Origin of the sequence: Bacillus chungangensis (genome assembly GCF_030812995.1) — a bacterium.
Lineage (GTDB): Bacteria > Bacillota > Bacilli > Bacillales > Bacillaceae_C > Bacillus_CF > Bacillus_CF chungangensis.
Map to the genome: position 1 here is coordinate 81980 of NZ_JAUSTT010000010.1, position 22113 is coordinate 104092.

At 37.3% G+C, this 22113-nt stretch carries 18 protein-coding genes and 1 other RNA gene; 5 read left to right on the forward strand and 14 right to left on the reverse strand.

Annotated features, from left to right (window positions below):
* Positions 1-1650: a b(o/a)3-type cytochrome-c oxidase subunit 1 gene (locus J2S08_RS09880; RefSeq protein WP_307229068.1), complete on the forward strand. Its 1650-nt coding sequence runs from the start codon at positions 1-3 to the stop codon at positions 1648-1650.
* 74 nt (positions 1651-1724) lie between these two features.
* On the opposite strand, the gene J2S08_RS09885 is transcribed toward J2S08_RS09880, so the two are convergent.
* From J2S08_RS09885 to J2S08_RS09935, 11 genes are all read right to left on the reverse strand, one after another.
* Positions 1725-2627, reverse strand: a complete 903-nt coding sequence (locus tag J2S08_RS09885; protein ID WP_307229070.1) for a DMT family transporter — start codon at positions 2625-2627, stop codon at positions 1725-1727.
* Positions 2628-2719: 92 nt separating this feature from the next.
* Positions 2720-4231, reverse strand: coding sequence for a carboxypeptidase M32 (locus tag J2S08_RS09890; RefSeq protein WP_307229072.1), 1512 nt, complete (start codon positions 4229-4231; stop codon positions 2720-2722).
* Positions 4232-4307: 76 nt separating this feature from the next.
* Entirely contained in the window at positions 4308-6242 is a 1935-nt protein-coding gene (locus J2S08_RS09895) for an ATP-dependent DNA helicase (RefSeq protein WP_307229074.1), read from the reverse strand.
* A gap of 352 nt (positions 6243-6594) precedes the next feature.
* On the reverse strand, positions 6595-6768 hold the full coding sequence (locus J2S08_RS09900; protein ID WP_307229076.1) for a hypothetical protein: 174 nt from the start codon (positions 6766-6768) through the stop codon (positions 6595-6597).
* Between the two features lie 113 nt (positions 6769-6881).
* Complete coding sequence (locus J2S08_RS09905) at positions 6882-8021, reverse strand: THUMP domain-containing class I SAM-dependent RNA methyltransferase (protein ID WP_307229078.1); 1140 nt, start codon at positions 8019-8021, stop codon at positions 6882-6884.
* Positions 8022-8364: 343 nt separating this feature from the next.
* Positions 8365-8763, reverse strand: an RNA gene (gene rnpB / locus J2S08_RS09910) — RNase P RNA component class B.
* A 122-nt stretch (positions 8764-8885) separates the two neighbouring features.
* The gene (gpsB, locus tag J2S08_RS09915) at positions 8886-9185 is read right to left on the reverse strand and encodes a cell division regulator GpsB (protein WP_307229080.1); all 300 of its coding nucleotides are present in this window, start codon (positions 9183-9185) and stop codon (positions 8886-8888) included.
* Between the two features lie 391 nt (positions 9186-9576).
* Complete coding sequence (locus J2S08_RS09920; RefSeq protein ID WP_307229082.1) at positions 9577-10152, reverse strand: SLOG family protein; 576 nt, start codon at positions 10150-10152, stop codon at positions 9577-9579.
* 95 nt (positions 10153-10247) lie between these two features.
* Positions 10248-10496, reverse strand: a complete 249-nt coding sequence (locus J2S08_RS09925; RefSeq protein WP_307229084.1) for a spore coat protein — start codon at positions 10494-10496, stop codon at positions 10248-10250.
* Positions 10497-10925: 429 nt separating this feature from the next.
* Positions 10926-12182: a ribonuclease H-like domain-containing protein gene (locus tag J2S08_RS09930; RefSeq protein WP_307229087.1), complete on the reverse strand. Its 1257-nt coding sequence runs from the start codon at positions 12180-12182 to the stop codon at positions 10926-10928.
* A gap of 269 nt (positions 12183-12451) precedes the next feature.
* Positions 12452-14704, reverse strand: a complete 2253-nt coding sequence (locus J2S08_RS09935; RefSeq protein ID WP_307229089.1) for a DEAD/DEAH box helicase — start codon at positions 14702-14704, stop codon at positions 12452-12454.
* Between the two features lie 923 nt (positions 14705-15627).
* Between J2S08_RS09935 and J2S08_RS09940 the strand changes: the two genes are divergently transcribed.
* Positions 15628-16095, forward strand: coding sequence for an Hsp20/alpha crystallin family protein (locus J2S08_RS09940; protein WP_307229091.1), 468 nt, complete (start codon positions 15628-15630; stop codon positions 16093-16095).
* A 198-nt stretch (positions 16096-16293) separates the two neighbouring features.
* On the opposite strand, the gene J2S08_RS09945 is transcribed toward J2S08_RS09940, so the two are convergent.
* On the reverse strand, positions 16294-16794 hold the full coding sequence (locus tag J2S08_RS09945; protein ID WP_307229092.1) for a YppG family protein: 501 nt from the start codon (positions 16792-16794) through the stop codon (positions 16294-16296).
* A gap of 301 nt (positions 16795-17095) precedes the next feature.
* On the opposite strand from J2S08_RS09945, the gene yppF reads away from it, so the two are divergent.
* Entirely contained in the window at positions 17096-17275 is a 180-nt protein-coding gene (gene yppF, locus J2S08_RS09950) for a YppF family protein (protein ID WP_307229094.1), read from the forward strand.
* A gap of 73 nt (positions 17276-17348) precedes the next feature.
* Here the strand turns inward: yppF and J2S08_RS09955 are convergent, their stop codons facing one another.
* Together J2S08_RS09955 and J2S08_RS09960 are read right to left on the reverse strand one after the other, a co-directional pair.
* Entirely contained in the window at positions 17349-17717 is a 369-nt protein-coding gene (locus J2S08_RS09955; protein WP_307229096.1) for a YppE family protein, read from the reverse strand.
* 79 nt (positions 17718-17796) lie between these two features.
* Positions 17797-18045: a hypothetical protein gene (locus J2S08_RS09960; protein ID WP_307229098.1), complete on the reverse strand. Its 249-nt coding sequence runs from the start codon at positions 18043-18045 to the stop codon at positions 17797-17799.
* Between the two features lie 470 nt (positions 18046-18515).
* Between J2S08_RS09960 and recU the strand changes: the two genes are divergently transcribed.
* Positions 18516-19124 (forward strand): Holliday junction resolvase RecU, encoded by a 609-nt coding sequence (recU, locus tag J2S08_RS09965; protein WP_307229100.1) that lies wholly within the window; start codon positions 18516-18518, stop codon positions 19122-19124.
* 415 nt (positions 19125-19539) lie between these two features.
* Positions 19540-22083: a penicillin-binding protein 1A gene (locus J2S08_RS09970; protein WP_307229102.1), complete on the forward strand. Its 2544-nt coding sequence runs from the start codon at positions 19540-19542 to the stop codon at positions 22081-22083.
* Positions 22084-22113 lie beyond the last annotated feature (30 nt).

The following is a 22113-nucleotide window of genomic DNA, read 5'->3' on the forward strand; positions in this document are numbered from 1 at the left end:
ATGTCACAAACGATGATAAAAGTAGATCGCCGTGATGGGAAGCTTGCGATGGCACATCTGTATGTTGCGTTTATTGCGTTAGCATTGGGCGGCTTAGCTGGACTTTTACAAACACTCGTTCGTTCAGGTCGTTTTGAGCTCCCTTTAGGCATTGATTATTACCAAGTACTTACAACACATGGTGTTTTATTGGGACTTGTCTTAACAACGTTTTTCATTATGGGCTTTCAATTCGCTGCTGTTAGCCGAACTTCTGGAACATTTACGAAAAAAGCAAGAATAGCAGGATGGATTGGTTTTGTTGTCATGACAGTTGGAACGATCATGACAACGATTATGATTTTATTAAATGAAGCAAGTGTTCTTTATACGTTCTATGCACCATTACAAGCACACGCGTTATTTTATCTTGGCTTAACGCTTGTCATCGTTGGAAGCTGGATTGGTGGAGGCGCCATGATTGCCAACTATGTAAGATGGCGAAAGGCAAATCCTGGCAAACCAAGTCCGATATTAACGTTTATGACTGTGATTAATATGTTGATGTGGTTTGTGGCAACGCTTGGAGTTGCAGTATCTGTCTTATTCCAATTGCTTCCATGGTCTCTCGGTTGGATTGATACCGTTAATGTGCTCGTGACCCGCACTTTATTCTGGTATTTCGGCCACCCGCTTGTATACTTCTGGTTATTGCCAGCTTATATGGCTTGGTATGTCATTATTCCTAAAGTAATCGGCGGTAAAATGTTCTCTGATTCAATGGCAAGGCTATCGTTTATTCTTTTCTTACTTTTTTCAATACCAGTTGGACTGCACCATCAGCTTACAGAGCCAGGCATTGATGCCTTTTGGAAATATATTCAGGTGGTACTTACATTCTTAGTTGTTATTCCATCTTTAATGACTGCATTTTCTCTGTTTGCCAACTTTGAAATGTTTGGACGCTCTAAAGGTGCAACTGGCCTCTTTGGTTGGTTTAAAATGCTGCCTTGGAAAGATGCACGCTTCGTTGTTCCGTTTATCGGAATGATCGCCTTTATTCCTGGAGGCGCTGGAGGAATTATTAACGCTTCATTTCAAATGAACCAAGTCGTTCACAATACCATTTGGGTAACCGGCCATTTTCATTTAACTGTCGCTACAGCAGTCATCCTAACTTTTTTTGGTATTACTTATTGGCTAGTACCCCATTTAACAGGCCGTGTCTTAACGAAAGCAATGAATCAACTTGCTATCATTCAAGGAATTGTTTGGGGAGTCGGGATGCTCATTATGTCAAGCGCTATGCACATTGCAGGTTTATTAGGAGCTCCGCGCCGTTCTTCATTTTCAACTTATGGAGATGCACCACAAGCAATAGATTGGATTCCTTATCAAGTTGCACAAGCAATTGGCGGTTCTATCCTCTTTCTAGGTATTATCTTAATGATTATTATCTTTATCAATCTCACATTCTTTGCTCCAAAAGGTGAAGAGGAATTTCCAGTTGCAGAAGTTGCTGATAAGGCAGAGCGTACACCGATGGTATTTGAAAACTGGAAAATTTGGGTAACTATTTTAGTAGCATTAATTTTAATTGCTTATACAGTTCCGATTATGGAAATGATTCAAGACGGACCTCCTGGTTCGAAAGGGTTTAAATTGTGGTAGTAAAATGAATCAGCATTTTGGGGGACACAAAAGAACGATAATCCGTCTTTTGTGTCCCCTTTTTCACAATATTTCTAGCTAGTTCTCTTTTCGTACCATTGTTGGCTTGGCTTTCTTACATTACTTACAATGACTACTGAAGATAAAATAAAGAGAGCGCCAATTACTTGTACAAGTAAAATTGTTTCTGAAAATAAAAGCACTCCTACCATTACTGCAGCAATCGGTTCAACGGTTGCTAAAATTGCCGCTTTGCTGCTTTCCATCTTTCGAAGCCCGACAGTATAAAGCAAGTAAGCTAGTACAGTTGGAACAAATCCTAGTCCAATCATATATACCCACGCTTCCAAAGGCAGGCCATGCAGTTTTTTCCAAAACGGAAAAAAAGGAAGCAAACAGGCTGTCGCAACGACAAATGTATAGAAAGTAATCGTAAAAGATTCATAATATTGAAGCGCTAATTTTCCAAAAATACTATACAATGCATATCCCAAACCTGCTCCGAGCCCAATCATAAATCCGATAAAGCTCCACTCATTATCCGTAGAGCCGCCTGCCAGCGCAATCATAGAACAGCCAATGATTGTTGCAGCAATAGCTGCTATTTTACGTTGATTCATATGTTCTTTTAAAAAAAAGACTGAAAGAATCGCGACAAATGCCGGAGATGTATACAATAACATCACTGCCAATGAAATCGACATTTTGTTCATTGCGGTAAAATAACACCAGTTAAAAAAAGCAATGCTTAACACTCCTGTTCCAAAAAAATATGGTATATGTTTGGGACTTATCTTTAATATTGTTGGATCTTTTTGTACTAGTACAAGTGGGATTGTTAGAATAAGTGCGCTCGTTGTTCTTATCGTGACAATTTCCATTTCTGTAAAACCATAGCTTGTTAGTTTTTTAACAAACACAGCTATAAAACCCCAGCATAAAGCTGCGATAATGACCATTACTTGTGGCAAATGCATCCCCCTTTCCCTTTATAAAAAAGGATGGCAATCGATTGTGCCACCCTTTCTTCGTAAGTGCTAGTAGTCCATGATGATACAAGAAATTGCATCTATAAACGATAAATTTTTTGAAATTTATCTTTTAGATATGTAATCAAATGACTAGCATTCAATCCCTCACCAGTGACACTCTCTAAAATTTCCAATGGTTTTTTTAGTTTGCCGTACTGGTGAATATGGTTTGATAACCATTCACGAATCGGACCATAATCCCCGTTCTCTAGAAGTTCATCATAATGAGGCAGATCCTCTAGCATTTTATTTTTAAATTGCATTGCATACATATAGCCAAGTGCATAAGATGGAAAATAGCCAAAACTGCCGCCGGCCCAATGAACATCTTGAAGGACGCCTTCTTTATCGGTTGTTGGCCTAATGCCTAAATACTCTTCGTATTTGTCATTCCAAATCTTTGGTAAATCTTTCACCTCAATCTCATCATTAAATAAACCTTTTTCGATTTCATAGCGAATAATGATATGAAGTGGATACGTTAATTCATCTGCCTCTATGCGAATCAATGAAGCTTTTGATTCGTTGATTCCACGATAAAATTCTTCAAGAGAGACATGATCAAATTGACCTGCTGCATGAGCTTTTAAGCTATCATAATGATGCTTCCAGAAAGAGTAGTCTCTGCCAAGTATATTTTCATAGAATAAAGATTGTGATTCATGAATTCCCATTGACGTTCCAGTACAAAGCGGTGTGCCAATCAATTCTTTAGAGATATGCTGTTCGTAAAGTGCATGCCCACATTCATGAATTGTACCGAATACTGCCATACGCCAATCGTTCTCGTCATATCTTGTTGTAATTCGTACATCACCAGGATTAATACCGATAGCAAAAGGATGAACAGTGTCGTCTAAGCGGCCAGCTTGAAAATCATAGCCCAACTTTTCAATCACTTTTAAACTAAATGCTTTTTGTTGTTCTTTAGGGAATGGCTTATGCAAAAATGATGTATCTGGTTTATTCGGCGAAGCAGCAATTTCTTTTACGAGCGCAACAATTTCTTCGCGCAGCTGTCCAAATACTTGATCCAGCATCTCAACCGTCACACCAGGTTCATACATATCAAGCAGTGTATTATACTTATTGCCTTCGTATCCCCAATAGTCAATAAACTTTTTATTAAATGCCACTAGCTTTTCCAGATAAGGCTGAAATAGGCTAAAATCACTTTTTTCGCGTGCTTCCTCCCAAACACTCTCTGCTTGAGATTGTAAGACAACATATTCTTCATACTCTTCACGAGGAATTTTTTTATTGCGATCGTATTCCTTCTTACATTCTTGTAGCGTCTTCTTTGTTATGTCAGACAGCTCATTTTCTGCACCAGATAAATTTGCTATAAATGCTGCCATTTCCTCTGATGTTGACATCTGGAATACTTCAGATGACAAAAGGCCGATGACTTGGGAACGTTGACCAATTCCTTTTTTAGGAGCGCCTGTTCTTAAATCCCAATATATTAATGCGAGTGCTTCCTGATAAGCACTCATTTTTTTTACATAGGTTAAAAATGCTTTTTCGATTTCTTTTATTTGCTCTTCCATGTACTAACCTCCATTCATTAAATCTAAAAACTGCATTATACTGAAATTTTACCATATTTTACAGTTAAAAAGATAGTCATGATGATACAAATTGAGCTGCTTTAAAAAATGATGTTTGTATCGTTGGCAAAAGCACCGTGCTTTCGTACTCCGTCAACCAAAGATGAATGGTGCCAGTATCTGTTGACGTTCGAATTAACCGTCCCATTCCTTGTCGAAGCTTTAAAAGCATGTAAGGAATGTCCACTTCTGTAAATGGAGATGAGTACCCGCTTCGCTTTGCTTCAAAAACTGGATCAGATGGTGGGTATGGCAAAGAATCGATTATAACATTAGACAAGGTTGATCCAGGAATGTCCAGCCCCTCCCAAAGGTGATACGCACACAGAACTGTTTCTTCCTGTTCTTGAAACTGCTTGACAAGATTGCTTATTTCTCTTTCTCCTTCAAATAATAGAACAAGTTGATGGACTTGCTTTTCTTTGGCATATGCTTGAAATGCCATCATGTCTGCTTCAGAACGAAAAAGTACTAAAGTCCGCCCGCCAGCTGCAAGCATGATATCTATAAATGTGTCCCACTTTTCAACTTTACTTTCCTTATTTTTATGTAGATAAACCTCCATTTGCTTCTCATAATCGAATGGCGAATCAACAGAAAAACTTTCATATTCATGAATGCCAAGGCTTTGGGCTAAATATGTAAAATTATTGTCTGTTGATAATGTTGCAGAAGAGAAAATAAAGGGAATCTTTTTCGAGAATACTTTTTCTTCTAATACTTCTTCGACTAATCTCGGCATCATGACAAGTGTTCGTTCTTCTCCTTCCTCCTCCATCCAATGAATCCCTTTATTCTCTACAATTAGGAGTTGCAGGGAATATAGCATTTGCTCTAAATATTCCTCCACAATATGTAAATCATAATGATCAATTTGAAATAGTTCAGATTCAAAAACAAGTGCTTCTGTTAACTGCTGTATGCTATCGTATAGCTGCTTTGTTACATTAATGATTGATGGTGTTTTTTTCAGTTTCAGTCGATTGGAGCCATCCACTGGTACTGTTGCTTTCATGAGCAATTGAAACCAAATGTTATTTAACTCTAGTACTTGCTCAATCAAATTCAGTGTCTCTTCACGCATGTCGTTTTGCATGAAATTAGTCAGTAAAGTTTCAACTGTCTGCACCTTGATCCGATAGGTCATTGCTTTTTGACTAGCAAATTCTAATAAATGCCCTTCATCAAATACAACACAGCTTTCCTCAGGCAGTAGCGGCAACTGCCCTTCACGCTTTCGAGATTCTTTCGTCCAAATATGTTCCATATAGAAATCTTGAGAACAAATAATAAAATCAGTTGCTTTGCGATAAGCATCCCGATGTAATGTTTGACCACATCGGTGACGAATATCACAAGTAAAACAATCTTGTAATGAGTCCCAGGAAATACGCTGCCATTCCTTCTCTGTTAATAAAGGATAATCCTTTCGATCCCCATACTTTTCGTAGCTTGTCATAGAATGCGTTTGATAGACGAAATCTGGAATCTTAGCATAGACGTTTTTTAACCATGCATCGTCAGAATCCAACATCGCACGTTCTAGTTTTTTTAAACATACATATTGATCTCTTGATTTGGCAAGTCTAACATCGATTTCGAGATTTAGAGCTTTCTCTAATTTTTGAATGTCACCCTCTTTTTTTACAAGCTGCTCAATAAGCGTTTCGTCCGCACAAGCAATGATTGCCGGCTTGCCAACGTATCGTGCGTAGCTAAGTGCATAAAGAAGATAAACGATCGTTTTTCCAGTTCCAACACCTGCCTCAGCAAATATCACCTTCTTATCCTTAAAGGCTTTTTCTAATTGAAAAGCCATAAATATTTGTTCATCTCTTAATTCGAAACCTTTTTCTGGTAAAATATCATAAAATACATCGGCAATCCAATTTGCCATACTTTGATAAAAAGAATTTGCTTTTGTAATAGGAAACGGCAATGACTGCTGCATTCTTTACTTTTCCTCCTCATTCAATCCAGAATGTGTCTGTTGATATAGTTCTAGTGAAATGTGTCCATTATAAGTCAAATCTATTCAGGTATAAGCGGTCGCTGCGGTTATAAGCCGAAATAACGTTTTTATAAGCCAAGTTGCTGCAGTTATTTACAGAGTCTACTCTTATAAGCCGAAATGCGGTGGGTATAAGCCATATCTGTACATTTATAAACAAAATCTGTTCAGTGGGAATTTGTCACATTAAAAATACATGGAGGGTAACCTTTCACTAAGGTTACCCTCATGTTCTTACATATCCGTTTTTTCAAGTTTGCTTCTAACTAGTAGCTGCGAAGAAAATAATAACCTAATAAAGATTCCCTTGTTTTAACACATAGTCCATCGCTTGTTGAAAAGATAATTGTGCTTCACCAAGTCGTACAGCTGCAGCTTCGGATTGTTCGGCGTCTTGTTGTAATATTTGTGCAGTATGGTGAAGTGCTTTTAAAATACGTTCGAATTCCATCATTGATCTTCCCATTAGAAAACTCCTTCTCTGTTCGATTAGTTCAAAAAGTTCGGCCCTGTTTCAGCCCTTTTTGAATAGATATGATATTCATTATATACAGAGGGAAGGAGCTTTATTCACCTATATTACTGTTGCCTTGGAGGCCTTGGCCCCCAATATTGGTATAAATCTGTTCGTAAAAAACCATTGAATAGCTTGCGTTTTTTTGTTGCTTTTTTTCCGTAGCATTTTTCAAACGCTTCATATGCAGTCAAAATATAAATAGACCATGTTTCGAGTTTAGCGAAAGTTGTTCCCATATCTTTATACAGTTGTTCTACTTGGGGTCGATCTCCGATTCTCTCCCCATATGGTGGATTGCCAACAATAACGCCATATTCCAAATGTGAGCGAAGGTCTTTTACCTGCATCTGTTTAAAATCAATTAAATCACTTAATCCTGCTTCACTTGCATTTGCTTTAGAAATTTCAACCATGTGATGATCAATATCTGACCCTTGAATCGTAAGCGGTTGATCATAATTTGCTAAATCCTCTGCTTCTTGCCTTGCTTCATCCCATATTTCCCTATGTATCCATGGCCATGTTTCTGAGACAAAAGAACGGTTGAATCCTGGAGCAATATTTTGTCCTAAAAGAGCAGCTTCTATCGCAATAGTCCCAGAACCGCAAACGGGATCAATAAAAGGTCGATCAGGATGCCAATTCGTAAGCTGAACTAGAGCAGCAGCTAATGTTTCCTTGATTGGCGCCTCCCCTTGTCCAACCCGATAACCGCGTTTATGCAGCCCAGCACCACTCGTATCTAGTGTTAAAGTAACAATGTCCTTTAAAAGAGCTACTTCAATTTTAAAAAGCGGCCCCGTTTCCTCTAGCCAAGTATGTCGCCGATAGCTTGATTGTAAACGGTTGACAATCGCTTTCTTCACAATGCCTTGGCAATCAGATACGCTATAAAGCGTTGATTTCACAGATTTACCCTGCACAGGAAAAGTTGCATTTTCAGGTAAAAAATTTTCCCAAGCCAACGCCTTTGTCTGTTCAAAAAGCTGATCAAAAGTAGTGGCCTTAAATGAACCTATGATGATTTTCACTCTATCCGCTGTTCGCAGCCATAAATTACAGCGGGCAATTGCTTTTTCATCTCCTTGAAAAACAATCTTTCCATTATCCACTTGACATTCATAGCCAAGATCCCTTACTTCCTTTGCAACCAATGCTTCTAGCCCCATCGCAGCAGTTGCGACTATTGTATAATTTCCCATCTTTACCTCCCTATATCCCATATTTAATCGACGATTATAAACCTGAATTCAAGTGAAATCAAAAGCAATAAGTATTTATGAAGATAAGAGATAACATTTTTCTCAATCTTCTGATTGGCAAAAAAAATTGAACAGTATATATGAGAAATCCGTTGAACGGTACATGCATTTGTCTTTCGAATGATATATTTTTCTATTTATGTAAGTAATGCTTCCATGTGCCCTCACGTGCCCAGTAAATAGCAAGCCTAATGCTAACCGTTTTATATATGTAGAAATCTAACAACAAATGCTCTCCTTTTTTTAAGGAGAGCATTTGTTGTTAGTTTGTCCTAAAATAACGTTTTATAAGCCATGTTCTGTTCCATTGTACTTCAAGCGATATAGGATAATCTCGTACTCCGGCGGTAATCATCTATCTACAGGTTGAAAAGTCAGCCTGTCTCTTCCATTGTTGAATTCCTCAGGAAGAATGCCTCTACCATTATTTGAGTTTCTCGCTCGCGGGGTTTACCTCGTTCCACCTTTGAAATTTCTTTCAAAGCTTCGTCACTGTGGCACTTTCAAGATACTGACACCATATTCCAAAGAACTTAGGTGTTTTTTCTGCCGTCAATCCAGTAATAAAACCAGACTGCCCTAGCTTATGATTTGGCTAGGCACGAACACTACGGGCATCTCAGCACCGTGCGAGCATGGACTTTCCTCTACGGCATTGCTGCCGCAGCGATTACCCAAACGTTATTTTCACTTCCCAAAGATCTATTATATGCAAAAGCATTCAATATATCAAGGGTAATCATTTAACTTCTTTAACAAAATTAGACAGAACTCATACTCCTCCATTTAAAAATAGAGGATTCCTCACTCATACAATTTATTGCCGAAAACATGCTTCTCTAAATTTGATAACCGTTTTAAAATATCAAAATTTGTTGTACCTGCCGGCTGTGGAGGCTGGCGGCGCACTGTTTCTTCCGCTGATTTTTTTAAACGAGCATTTTCCTGTTTTAGTTCTTCAACTATTTGATAAAAACTTTCATAATCCTGAATGATAAGATCTAAATACTTATCCACTTCTTCTTGATTATACCCACGCATACTTGTTTTAAATTCTTTTTCCAAAATATCTTTTGCTGTTAAATTTATTTTATCAGATAACATCCAAGACATCACCTCAACATTTACAAAACCTTATATAGTATTCTTTCAAAAAAACGTTGTTTTGTCAATTTTCATCTCCATTTTTCAAATGATTTTCTGCCGTATTGTTTAAAAAATAAATTGAAGCTTCCATGAGTGGGGGTTTTCTTCATCCCCTATACAAAGGATCTCAAGCTAAAAGCGCGTCGTCCTCGAAAAAGGAAACCCGCTTTTTCTTCCTTTTTCTTCGTGCGATGAAACACTGCCGAAGCTTTCCTTATCCTGTCGGCTCGAACCAATCGGACATTTAGCTTTCAGTTACCCCTACTTAGACTTCTTTTATTTCTCTTACTACCAAAATGGGGGGCTTGATTTTGCCAGTTAGATGTGGGATAAATTGTTCACAAAATGCTCACATACTTGTATCTTGTTGAAGCTCCTTCATCCATGCTTCTTCCTCAGCAATCATTTGCAAGCTATAAAAATCAATCATATGAATTGTATAATCAGCATGATACTGTTGTTTTTTAGCGCTTTCTAATAAGTATTTTACATGTCCCTCATGCTCCTCATCATAGACAATAACAAGACAATCGCTTTTTTGCAGTAAAAAATTATTTTTGTTGCGAAATTGCTGCGGCCCTTCGTAAGGGCGTTTTGAAATAGCATCCACATAATCAGCATGGGCAATAACGGTTTCATACAGTGATTGGTTGTCCTCATTCCATCTCTTTTCTTGGTCTAGAAATGGGGTTAACACAGCTAGCTTGAGCTGTCTATACTCCGCTTGAAGCTCCATTACAACTTCTGCAGCCCAAAGCTCTGTACCTAATTGACCAGAAATAATAACCCATTCCAAACCTTCTTCGCATAATTGTTTTAATTCCTTTTCAATTGCTTTTTTAATATAATAAACTTCCGGTTGTGTATTTTTAAATATACCGATCTCATAAGGTTTATATCCTGTAACGAAGGCGACTTTTTTCACATAAACACTTCCTCATCATTAGTGGCAGTTTAAAATAAAACAAGGGTGATATAAACTATTCACCCTTGCATGACATTTAATACGACAACCTTTTTTTACCTGCCCCATCCATACGGAGGACACTTCGGTCTAGGCCCACACAGCAAATGTTGACTCTTCACATCACTTACAGCAGATTCTGTATGAGGGAAATAATGTTGATGTTGATAAAGAGTGTGATTTACATTTGTTGTATGGCTTGGATGTATATGTGGAACAATAAATTTTTGATACGTATTATTAACACAGCATTTAGTTGGATGTACAACAGCAGGCAGAACAGTCGGTCCACAGTGAGAATACATTATTTTGTTCTCCTTTCATGACAGATTTATCAGATTCAATAATAGCCTATGACTTTTCTATACAACATGTACTAATGAAAAAACCTATTTTTGAACCCAACTATTGATGTATTTTAACCAGACATACGCTATCGTATTTTCTCCTTCTGTTTTTTCAAGAGTCGACACTCTTTTTTAAAATAGAGAAAGAAATCGTCGCTTTTTGCGCTTGCCCAGGAAATAATCAATTTGTCTATTTCCCACTTTCACTTCGAAAAGGAAATAAGCTTTTTCACCCTCTAACTTTCTCATTGCTTGGTCTACATCATAAGGATATCTTCTTAACGTAGATCGCAAAAAAAAGTGGCTTTCTTTTACGATACTTTACTTCATATTTTCTTTCCTAATGGAGAGACTAAAAAACTTGACATTCCTAGCATTGATAATGATTCATCCCCTTTTGGCAGACTTTTTTTGTAATCTGTTTAAACGTTTAGATGCTTGCTGGATAAAACGTTCTTGCTGCTTTCTTGTTTTCATTGGGGATAATTTCTCAATAGCTATTCCTTTTTCTGTCCATTTAATTGCAAGATCAATTTGCTTAAATTGGTGTTCCATTAGTTTAGCAAGTTCTATGCTTGCCTGCTTTTGGAAAGACAAACTTCCTTTTTCCGCAACTTCTTCCCATAGTCTTCGCGCTTCTTCATATCTTTTATTCTGTTTATAATAAAAAGCCAGCTGATGCTTTGCTTCGATATTTTCTGCTTTGGCGGCTTCCTGAAAAGTATAAATCGCCGTTTTATTCTCTCCGATCGCTTGAAACCATTTGCCAATTAACACTTTTTGTTCTGTCGTTTGCTGAGGATCAGTTTGCTGAATTTGTAAGGACAAATGTGTGTATAGAGTCATTAAAGCCAAAATGTCCTTTTCATTATGTTCCATTATCTTTAAGATTCCTTCAGGATTTTTTCTGTCTACAAAATCAAAATAGATCATCGGTGCTAAATATCCAGGAACATCGTCTTTTCTAGTAATGCCAAGAATCTCTTTTTCAACATGTGCAAGTTTTACTGATGAAAGCTGGTGTTTCCATAATCGTCTTGCTGCATGATATAAGTCAAAATGTCCAAAAGCAGGCAGCTTTGGTACATGTTCACGAATTAGCGTATGCTGCGTCTTTACTTGCGGCCAATCAAAACTTTTCCCATTATAAGTAACGAGGGTGGTATAATCAACTTGTTCTAAAAAGCTTGCGTAAAGCGGAATTTCTAGTCCTGGCTCTGGCAGCAAGTGCTGTCTCACAATGATTTCTTGATCAACGCACCTAGCATACCCTAATAAAAAAATTGTATTGCCTGCCCCGCCTCCTAGTCCTGTTGTTTCAATATCAAAAAAAAATAAATCACTTGATGCAAATCCTTTTGCTGATAGTGGGTGATCTCCTACAAAATCATCCCATTGCTGCATGACATGTATATAGTCTTGAAAGCTGTATTTTCCATACTGTTCTGAGATATGGTAGCGTTTTTCCCGAATAAAACAATAATCATGACCGACATAATAAGGTATAACATTCGCTTCTTGCCACACTTCTAGAAATGGAATATCATTTGTTTCTTGCAGGGGAATCTCCATTTCCGATAAAAGTTCTTGTTTTTTAGGAATAATATGCTGTTTAAAACGATTCAATTTATGTTTAAGTGACATCACGATTCACCTCATTTTTTCATACAGCAAAAATGAAAACAATTAACCTGTACAAAGATAAAAGCCACTTTTTATCTGTGTTTCACATTCTCATTTTACTAGAAATGAGATTCTTTTTCGCCTCTCACTTCTATTCATTCGAGACGACAGGATAACCAAAGCTTCAGCAGCCGTACATCACAAGTTTTTGAGGACATTGCATTCTTAGCTTGAACATATGTATATAAGTTGTGGGAAAAACTTTATATCTTTCTTCTCATTCAATTATGCTAACAAGCAAAGAAGTTTTGCAAAAGTGAGGTGCATGTTTTTTTGGCCTCGGGTATATCTATTTCTGTGCCGATACAAGATGGGCAGCCATCTTCACATGGACAATGTACGACAAGGTCATTTGCCATAGCGACTACTTCATCTATACGATGAAATATTTCTTTTGCGAGGCCAATTCCACCAGGATATCGGTCATACATAAAAATCGTAGGCAGCCCATGATGAACAGCTTTTACTTGTGGGACTACATGTACGTCATTTCGATCACACATCACAATAAGTGGAATCACATTTCTAAATAGGTTGGAAATGCCGCCAAGTAATTGTTCAAGTTTTTTAAGTTCAAATTCTTGTACTTTAATAGTAAGCCAAGTACTGCTCGTATGCAGTTCTTCTTCAGGCAAATGTATGGGACCGGAGCCAATATTCTCGAATGTAGATAATTTTATTTTTTTAAAAATAGTGGCAAGTGCATTTACAGTAACGTCTCCATAATGAACCGCCACCGTTTCTTTTTCCAGTGATTTATCGATTTCTAGCACTTTTAATTGGACAGCAAGGTTAGCATCTGTAAAATAATCGACATTTACTTTGCGGACAAACGCTTTTTTCTCTTCCCAATCAAGCAACTCAACTTGATATTGCGTTCCCTCATGTAAATAAATCGCTTCTTTATGCAGCAGGGTCATTGCACTAAAACGATCCATTTCTCCAATCACCTGATGGCTGCCAGTAATTGTTTGATCAATGATTACAACGTTTTCTTGAGAAGCTGACCGCAAGCTGATTTGATGTGCAGGAAAAGATTCGTTTGCCCAAAACCATCTATCACTTTTACGATGCAGCACCTTTTCTTCCGTTAAAAAAGTAAGAATTTCTTCGACGGGTTCATTTCCGAATTGATCCCCAGCTTGAAACGGCAGTTCATATGCAGCACATTTCACGTGATCCACTAAGATAATTAAATTATCGGGATTGATGCGGGCAGACTCTGGATTTTTATCAAAAAAGTAAGCCGGATGTTGGACAATATACTGATCAATTGGTGTTGAGGATGCGACCATGATCGTTAAAGACTCCTCTTGTCTGCGTCCTGCTCTTCCTGCTTGCTGCCATGTACTTGCAATTGTGCCAGGGTATCCTGTCATGATGCAAACTTGTAATTGGCCGATATCAACCCCTAATTCTAAGGCATTTGTACTGACGACACCAATTATCGAACCTTCTCGCAGTCCTTTTTCAATTTCTCGCCTTTGTTTTGGTAAATAGCCTCCTCGGTATCCACGAATCGTTGCATTTCCAATATCTTTTTTGATCAAATCCTGCAAATGGCTTAAAATCACCTCTACTCGAACACGACTGCGGGCAAAAACAATCGTTTGAATATTGTTACGGAGAAATTCTTTTGCTAAACGATTAACCTCTACAGTTGCACTCTTCCTTATGTTCAGAGCGCGATTGACAAGAGGCGGATTATAAAATACAAAATGCTTTTTGCCTCTAGGAGCACCATTATTAGAAATAAGCGTGATTTCTTCACCAGTTAATTGTTCTGCAAGCTCTTTAGGATTTGCAATCGTTGCTGAAGTGCATATAAATGTTGGTTTACTGCCATAAAATGCACAAATTCTTTTTAATCTTCTTATTACATTTGCAACATGGCTTCCAAATACTCCTCGATATGTATGCAGTTCATCAATTACAATGTATTTTAAATTCTCAAAGAGTGATATCCATTTTGTATGATGAGGCAAAATCGCTGTATGAAGCATATCAGGATTTGTAATCACAACATGGCCAGCTTTACGTACAATTTGCCGTATATTAGGAGAAGTATCGCCATCGTACGTATAACTTTTGATGGAAATCCCCATCTCATTAATTAACTCATTCAAGTCTGATTTCTGATCTTGGGCCAATGCTTTTGTAGGAAATAGATACAGTGCACGGCTTGTCTCGTCCTGAGTGATTTCATTCAGAACAGGTAAATGGTAACAAAGCGTTTTTCCAGAAGCTGTTGGGGTAACAGCTGTAACATGTTTCCCTGATGTTGCAGCTTTATAGGCGCTAAACTGATGTGTATAAAGCGCTTCTACCCCCTTTTTATGTAGAGCTGCTTTTATCCTTTCGTCAAGATCATCTGGAAATGGAACTGTATTTGCAGCTACAGGTGCAATTTCTCTCCAGTAAACGACATGTTCATCTTGCTTTAACCTCTCTATTAATGTATCTATTCGATCCCTCTTATGCATAAGAACACCACCAACCTCATTTATCCTACATGAACGATAAAGTGAAACTTCCATCAGTGGAGATCTCTCATACCCTACTGATAAGAAGTAGAACAAAGGCTAAGATCAAAACGTCCTCGAAAAAAGAGAAAACCGCTTTTTCTTCGTGCGATGCTAATTCAAGAAGTTTTCCTTATCCTGTCAGCCCGATACAATCGGACATTTGACTTTCAGTTATCCCACACCTAGCGCTTCTGATTCCTCTTACTCCCCGAGATGGGGGTCTTGACTCGCCAGTTAGATATGTTAAATCGTCAGGATTATTTCCGTTCCTCTCTATAACATTAGTATAATAAACATATGTTCGCAGTGCAACGATGCTTACAAGTCTATTTCTAATCTAATGATACTAGCAACCTTACAGAAACAAACGTTTCAATTGTTTAAAGAAGATAGCACAAACTATATATTATATATAGACAAGATACTTATTTTTCTATTTTACATAGAATAAAGTGACACTACCATCAATGCAATATGGAGAGAATTGCAGCTGACACAAGCGTTCTTAAAAATCTAGCGATGCTTTCCCATCCTGTGTCTTATCAAGCATTGCCCGGACAATCATGATTAGAATGGCGAATAGTGTGAAATCAGTACGAGTAAATAGGTAGAAGCTTAAACTTTCATCAGCAGCGATTTTTCTTATTAATGAAAAGCGTATCAAGGATAAAAATCCAGCGTCATTGAACAGAAGTGCACTTTTTCTTCGTATTTCTTTGTCGTATTCCCGAATAGTCGGTTATTTACTAGAGAAAGAGTAACGATATGAGAAATTAGAAATGTGAATGAAGTTTATTCCTAATTGTTCATATCATTCCAAGTTACTTTCACTCTTGAGGTAGCTTGAAGTGGGATAAATAACAGAAAAGGAGTGATGGGCAATGTCAGAGAACTTGCCAGAAAAAAGACACCCCCCTTCCGAACATGATCTGTTTCAACAATGGAAGGAATCCATCCAGCATTTTTTTGCGGAGCCTCCGATACGAGGTTTTATGGAAAGTATCGATGATTTTTTTCATGCTCCATTCCTTAATGGATTTCCCGTCGATGTGCAGAATCTTGACGAAAAATATATTATTACAGCAAAATTGCCAGGCATCAATAAAGACCAAATTAAAATAGACATTTTTCAAAGATCCGTAGCCATTACCGTCCAACATCGTGAAATAATGACGAAAAAGGATCAAACAGATACTACCCTTGCAAAAAAACAGTCTTATCAAAAAACTTCTCGTACGATTCCCCTCCACGTGCCTGTTGATGAAAATCGTGCAAAAGCGAACTATACAAATGGACTGCTTACTTTGGTGTTGCCAAAGTTAAAAGGAAAAAGTATTGACATTTATTAAACACCTTGCTAAAAGAAGGGTGTCCCTAAATAAAATTGGGACACTCTTTTAAGTATGTTTACATTCTCCCTGGCCACTTTCATTACTCCAGCCATTAAATATTGTGCTGCTGATTGAAAACAGCTCCATCGATTCATACAGTGCCATTGTAAAAAGAGAAGGTAGACCCTTATATAACACATACGTTTCGGGCAGCCTCTACGTTTTAAAAAGTCCGCCTATCCCTTTAAATACTGAGGAAACCTGTGTAACAGCATTCATCATTTGGCCTGCAGTATTAGCCATTTTATTAAAATCAATTGTCCCATCTTGTGTTTTAAATGAATTCATCACACTGCTCCATCCACTTAATGCTGGCTTCGGAGGATAGTTCGGTTTTGGATACGGATTTATTTGCGGATGATAGAGCTGCTCATTTCCCCCCTTATCCATTGGCAGTTTTTTTGTTTGTTGAAGCGGGTTTTGAAAAATGTCAGGTGCAGATAGATGACCATAATGATAAGGCGACGGATTAGGTTGGTAAAATTGACCGTTATTAGGTGGCTGCCCAGGTGCTAGATAGCCTTGGTAAGGGGGGTGGATCGGAAATTGTGATGGATAATATGGTGTATGGGGATGAACAATCGCTGCTTCCTGAGGCCATCGATCCAAAGGTGGGCGCCAATTCCATTGCTGATAATTTATGGGCAGATTATTCACTTCCTCAACTCCTTCACTATAAATATCACTACTACTAAAATATGTTCCATGAAAAAAAGGGTGAAAGCCTAAGAGTAAAAAACATCTAAAGAGAAAGTTCTATGTAGCTTTACATTGAAAATATTAAATATTCATCCCTTTAGATGTTGTTTTATCTTTCTCTACTTTATTTAAGGAACACCATTAACGTAATTTCCCTGAAAAATCAACCCATAATTGTGACGAAAGTCTAACTTTTCTTAAAAAAAGAAAATAAGTATTTTTATGTTAACATAGGAAAAAGGCAAAGGGGGAAAAAGAAATGAATGTTCACGAACTTAAAGAAAAATTTATGCAAAAAAAACAATATGCTGTTGAAAGTTTGAATGAATTATTGGTGTTTGCAAAACAGGCTTATATTCGTAACGAAATCAATGTAAACGAATATCGCAGTATTGTTCGTGAGCTTGAATCACAAAAGTCTATCACATCAGCGGAATAATTTTTATTTTTACTATGTTAATGTTAGAAACATAAAAGACAGACTTTTGCCCTGCCTCCATCAAGAAGTGGGGCTACTTTTCCTTATGCAATTCTTCTAATAAGCGCTTAAGAACGTAATCGACAGATCGTACATAATTTTGAAATCTTTTTAAGCTTGTTTCCGGGAAAAAACTTTGAACAGCAATCAATTGCATATTTTCCGCTGTATTTTTTAATTGGATTGGATGTAAATGCTTTGGTTGATATTTTTCCACCCACGTTATTGCCATTGGTTCCCATTTCCTACATACTTCTCTCACTTCGGTAACAAAAGGATGCACCTCCTTATAGAAATCAGCCTTTTCCTTCGTTTCCCTAACGACTTTATTTTTGCTTATCGCATCTTGATTATATTGTATGAGCGCCAATGTATAGTGATATAATGGCTCCTTACTCTTCAATCGCCTCATCCTTTCTCGCACAAAAAAAAGTAGCTGGTCAAGCCACTTTAAAGTTGTATTCTTCTATAGTTTAAAAATATTAGGTGCTAACTTCAAGTCTAACATCCCTTCTTCTTACAATTTCCGAACGTTTTGTCATAAAAGAACTTTGCAACAGCGCTTTCTCCAAGGCAGAAATTTGCTTCTCCATTACATAATACCTTTTCCATTCGTTTATTTGTCTACTCTCCCTCCTGCCAGTGCTCAAAGTTTTCATTTTTGCCTCCACTTCTCCTATCTGCAACTGCATGTTTGTCAATCTACAAAGCATTTCTTCTTTAGAAATCAATAAACTCTCCTCCTTATTTTTCAGCTAGCTACCAACTGCAAATAAGTTTCCAATGGCAAGGTCGATTAAAAGTTAATCCATTAATCACTGCAATAAAACAAGAAAAGCTTCATTGAAGACATTTCACGAAGAGAAAGTACTTGTTTTTCAAGGACGTTGTGTTCTTAGTTTGAGATTCTTTAATAGAAAAAGATAAAAGTTTCACTATATCTCAACATACATATTCGCTTTTCTTTTTGTACAACCTGCTTGCTTGACAAAACTAGAAGCAATTCGCCAAAGAAAGTGACGCTCCTAATTGTTTCGACAATCTTTAAACGTTAAGCGAACTACTTTCCAAGAAAGGAAATGAAACTTCACAAAACGATTATTCGTCCAAATAATTGATGTAAACTTCATGGAAATTTTTTAATCACCTAACTTGCTTTTTTTCTGCTATGATATAATTTAGCTTGTGAGGTGGATCATTCATGAGCTTACATTATCCCAATGGGAAAAAATACATTCCAACAAGGGAAAACAAAACAATATCTTCCACAGCTAGAAACATGTCCTACAGTAATCGCGGCATGATATTAGAGGATGATTTAAATGAAACAAATCAGTATTATTTGCAACATGGGATTGCTGTTATTTACAAGAAACCAACGCCTGTACAAATTGTCCATGTTGATTACCCGCAAAGAAGCAGTGCGGTAATAAAAGAAGCTTATTTTAAGCAGCCTTCTACAACAGACTATAATGGCGTGTATCAAGGTAAATATATTGATTTTGAAGCAAAAGAAACAAAAAACAAGACATCTTTTCCTTTAAAAAATTTTCATGCACACCAAATGGAGCATATGAAACAAGTAATAAAACAAGATGGCATTTGCTTCGTCATTGTCAGGTTTGTGATGTTGGAAGAAATTTATTTACTGGAAGGCAAACATGTCATTGCTTTTTGGGAAAGAATGCAGATGGGTGGACGAAAATCTATAAAAAAAACAGAGATAGAAACATTAGGGCATCTCATTCCGATTGGATTCCACCCCCGTTTAGATTATTTAAAAATTGTCAAGCAGAAACTTTTCGCTTAAAATAATTTTTGATATTCTTTTAGGCTAGTAAAATTAATAGAATGTCACTAAAGGCTAACGCTTGTAGAAGTAGTTATTCATTGATAATGGGAGAATACTAGAGGACAATATCGTTAGATTCGGTACTTTTATACGTTCAAAAAAGTAATGGATGAGCACGTGCATATGAAACACAGCTGTAAAGAGGCTGGGTATAGATAACACTTTTCTAGACCAGTCAACAAGAAAGGTAGTTGGTTTTCATTCGTTTAGAAAAACCTTAGCGACCAAAATGTTTCTTGATTAGAATGCTCATTATGAAGATTGCAATTCATCTCTGATAACGAGCGAAGACATCGAGGGTTTCAAATAATTGTGAACCACTTAAAGTGGTGATGAGACCTTGATTTGATTTTTTGAAAGAGAGGAATGCGAGATGGCTAGTAATTATAAAAGTCGTGAAGAACGCAGACGCCAACAACAAGCAGGGAAATCAAAAAAGAAAAAAAGAACGAAGGCAGGAACAATTTTTAAAAGAATTTTTCTAACCGTTTTTTTTCTTGGATTAGCGTGCTTTCTTTCTGGAATTGGATTGTTCGCTTATTACGCAAGCAGTGCACCTAAACTAGACGATGCACTACTGATAGATCCTGTCTCTTCTGAGCTTTACGATAAAGACGGAGAATTGTTCACTGTCCTAGCAATTGAAAACCGCGACTATATTGAATATGATCAAATTCCGAAATTACTTGAGGATGCAGTGCTTGCTACTGAAGATTCTCGTTTTTACAAACATAACGGCCTCGATATCATTCGTTTTGCCGGGGCTGTGCTTGCTAATATTACACGCGGATACGGATCTGAAGGTGCTAGTACACTAACGCAACAAGTAATAAAAAATTCTTTCTTGGATCCAGAAAAAACATTGAAACGCAAAGCCCAGGAAGCATGGCTGGCATTTCAATTAGAGAGGAAATATACGAAGGAAGAAATTTTTGAAATGTACGTTAACAAAATATTGATGTCCGGTAATATATATGGAATGGAGACTGCTGCCAAGTATTTTTATGGAAGGGAACTGAAAGATCTAGAACTTCATGAGATTGCCCAAATAGCCGGAATGCCGCAAAGTCCAAATAGATATAACCCTTTTAAAAATCCAGAGAATGCTGAAAAACGCAGGAATATTGTACTGTCATTAATGTATAAGCATAAAAAGATCACAAAAGAAGAGATGGAAAAAGCGAAACAAATTCCTGTAGAACAAACACTATTAAGTGAAGATCAACGAAAAGGGACTCCATACAAATATGACTCCTTCGTCGATCATGTTATTCACGAAGTAGAAAAATCAGGGAAATATAATGTTTATAGTGATGGATTAAAAATTTATACAACGCTTGATCAGAATGCCCAACAATATACCGAAGAAATGCTGAACTCTAATGAGATCGTGGCATTCCCTGACGATGAATTTCAGGCGGGTATTGCGCTCATCGAAACGGGAACAGGAGAAATTCGCGCTCTAGGGGGCGGACGAAATCAAGAAGTAAAAAGAGGGTTTAATTATGCAACTGATCTAAAAAGCCGTCAGCTTGGTTCGACAGTGAAGCCATTGTTAGACTATGGGCCAGCAATTGAACATTTAAAATGGTCTACAGGCCAGCGGATCGTAGATGAACCGTATACTTATTCTGATGGGACTAAGATCAATAACCATGACAACAAGTCTCAAGGTCCAATGTCAATTCGTGAAGCATTATATAAATCAAGAAATATTCCTGCCTTAAAGGCGTTTCAAGAAGTTGGGCCTGAAAAAGCGAAAGATTTTGCTGCCAACATTGGTATTCACTTTAAAAACATGTATGAATCCTATTCCATTGGTGGTGGAGAAGGCGCTTCGCCGCTAGAGTTGGCAGGGGCATATGCAGCATTCGGAAATAATGGGATTTATACAGAGCCGCATGCGGTTGTAAAAATTGTTCTTCGAGATGGTGAAACAGAAATTAAAACAGCGCCAGAAGCAAAAAGTGCTATGAAAGATTATACAGCTTATATGGTTACCGACATGTTAAAAGATGTTTTAACAAAAGGTACAGGTAAAACAGCGAATGTACCTGGACTCCATATTGCAGGCAAAACGGGAACGACTAATTACACTACAAAAGAAAAAAAAGAATACAATATTCAAAATGGAGATGTTCCTGATTCATGGTTTGCAGGCTATAATACAAACTATACAGCAGCGATTTGGACTGGGTATGATAAGAAAGCAACACCAATAAAATCAAAGGATCAAAAAATTGCTCAGCAACTCTTTAAAAATTTATTTAGTCACATTTCACAAAATATCGAAACACGTGATTTTAAAATGCCAAAAAGTGTTGTTGAAGTCCCTATTGAAATTGGAACTGATCCACCTAAAAAACCAAGTGACTATACACCAAAAGACCGCATTTCTACCGAACTATTTGTAAAAGGAACAGAACCAACAGCCGTATCGGAAACATTTGAAACGTTGGAAGCACCGTCAAATGTCACTGCTACTTTTGATGAAGAACGTGAGGAAATTACGTTAGAATGGAGCCATCCAGATGAAGGCGATATTGAGTTCGAAGTTAGTGGAACCGTTGATGGTACAGAATTGCCGGAAATAGGAAGAACAAGCGATACATCTATCGTATTTACTAGCATAGAAAGAGGCAGTACCTATACCTTTACAGTTGCTGCTATTGATGGCGATATGCAAAGCGATCCAGCTAGTACAAGTATTACAATTCCTTTGATTGAAGATGATGAGGGAGAAGAAGAAACAGATGATGAAACAATAGAGGTGCCTGAAGGTCCGCCTATTACTAGACCTGAAGATGAAGAAGAACAAAATACTGGTAATGATAATGAGGGAAATAATGGCGATCAAGAAGATGGTTCTTCTAATATAGAAGATACTCCTTCAGGAGAAACAGAAAACAACGAATAGCAGCTTTATTGAATACAAAAAGCCGTAAAC

Bases quoted from the DNA above. Each gene is read 5' to 3' on its own strand.
- J2S08_RS09880 (WP_307229068.1), top strand. From the start codon at position 1: ATGTCACAAACGATGATAAAAGTAGATCGCCGTGATGGGAAGCTTGCG.
- J2S08_RS09885 (WP_307229070.1), bottom strand. From the start codon at position 2,627: ATGCATTTGCCACAAGTAATGGTCATTATCGCAGCTTTATGCTGGGGT.
- J2S08_RS09890 (WP_307229072.1), bottom strand. From the start codon at position 4,231: ATGGAAGAGCAAATAAAAGAAATCGAAAAAGCATTTTTAACCTATGTA.
- J2S08_RS09895 (WP_307229074.1), bottom strand. From the start codon at position 6,242: ATGCAGCAGTCATTGCCGTTTCCTATTACAAAAGCAAATTCTTTTTAT.
- J2S08_RS09900 (WP_307229076.1), bottom strand. From the start codon at position 6,768: ATGGGAAGATCAATGATGGAATTCGAACGTATTTTAAAAGCACTTCAC.
- J2S08_RS09905 (WP_307229078.1), bottom strand. From the start codon at position 8,021: ATGGGAAATTATACAATAGTCGCAACTGCTGCGATGGGGCTAGAAGCA.
- gpsB (WP_307229080.1), bottom strand. From the start codon at position 9,185: ATGTTATCTGATAAAATAAATTTAACAGCAAAAGATATTTTGGAAAAA.
- J2S08_RS09925 (WP_307229084.1), bottom strand. From the start codon at position 10,496: ATGTATTCTCACTGTGGACCGACTGTTCTGCCTGCTGTTGTACATCCA.
- J2S08_RS09930 (WP_307229087.1), bottom strand. From the start codon at position 12,182: ATGTCACTTAAACATAAATTGAATCGTTTTAAACAGCATATTATTCCT.
- J2S08_RS09935 (WP_307229089.1), bottom strand. From the start codon at position 14,704: ATGCATAAGAGGGATCGAATAGATACATTAATAGAGAGGTTAAAGCAA.
- J2S08_RS09940 (WP_307229091.1), top strand. From the start codon at position 15,628: ATGTCAGAGAACTTGCCAGAAAAAAGACACCCCCCTTCCGAACATGAT.
- yppF (WP_307229094.1), top strand. From the start codon at position 17,096: ATGAATGTTCACGAACTTAAAGAAAAATTTATGCAAAAAAAACAATAT.
- recU (WP_307229100.1), top strand. From the start codon at position 18,516: ATGAGCTTACATTATCCCAATGGGAAAAAATACATTCCAACAAGGGAA.
- J2S08_RS09970 (WP_307229102.1), top strand. From the start codon at position 19,540: ATGGCTAGTAATTATAAAAGTCGTGAAGAACGCAGACGCCAACAACAA.